This window comes from Alkalibacillus silvisoli (genome assembly GCF_039521975.1).
Lineage (GTDB): Bacteria > Bacillota > Bacilli > Bacillales > Alkalibacillaceae > Alkalibacillus > Alkalibacillus silvisoli.
In genome coordinates this window covers 1-547 of record NZ_BAAACZ010000043.1, presented here as the reverse complement: position 1 = coordinate 547, position 547 = coordinate 1, and the positions used below count along the sequence as shown (strand labels likewise).

Here is a 547-nt window from a genome sequence, read left to right as displayed (position 1 = left end):
CAGGTGTTCCGCTTACGGTGGATGCTTGCCGCGGGCACGGCTCGAGCCTCCTCGGCCGAAAAGCGTGGCCTGCGGGGTCTCGAGACGCGTGCTGTTCCCGCAGGCGTCACCACCGACGCTCCTCACCTGACACCAACTCAGCGGTTTGTTGAAACAAAAAAAGCACACAAACTCCTTATTTGTTATCCTTGTTTTATACCACTAAAACAAAACAAAGGAGCTGCGTGCATATGCATCATAACATGACTTTACCAGGCTTGGAAAGCTTTCACGTCATTGAAACGCGAGACGAAAATGGCTATTATCACATCTACGTTGAACGGCCACGTGAGATCGTGCCATGTCCTGCATGCCAAACATCAACTCAAAAGGTTCATGATTATCGCTGGCAAAAAATTAAACACAATCGAGTATTCAATCGCCCTACGATGATTTGGTATCGCAAACGGCGCTATCAATGTCACCATATCACTTGCCGGAAACGATTTGATGAAACGAATGATCTTGTCGATCGTTATCAGCGCCAATCACAAGAGTTCAATCAAGC

Annotated in this window: 1 protein-coding gene; it reads left to right on the top strand. The window is 47.9% G+C overall.

Annotated elements, in window-relative coordinates; all coding sequences use genetic code 11:
* Window positions 1-230: 230 nt before the first annotated feature.
* On the top strand, window positions 231-547 hold a 317-nt coding region (locus tag ABDZ63_RS15790), incomplete at its 3' end, for a transposase family protein (protein ID WP_343785184.1).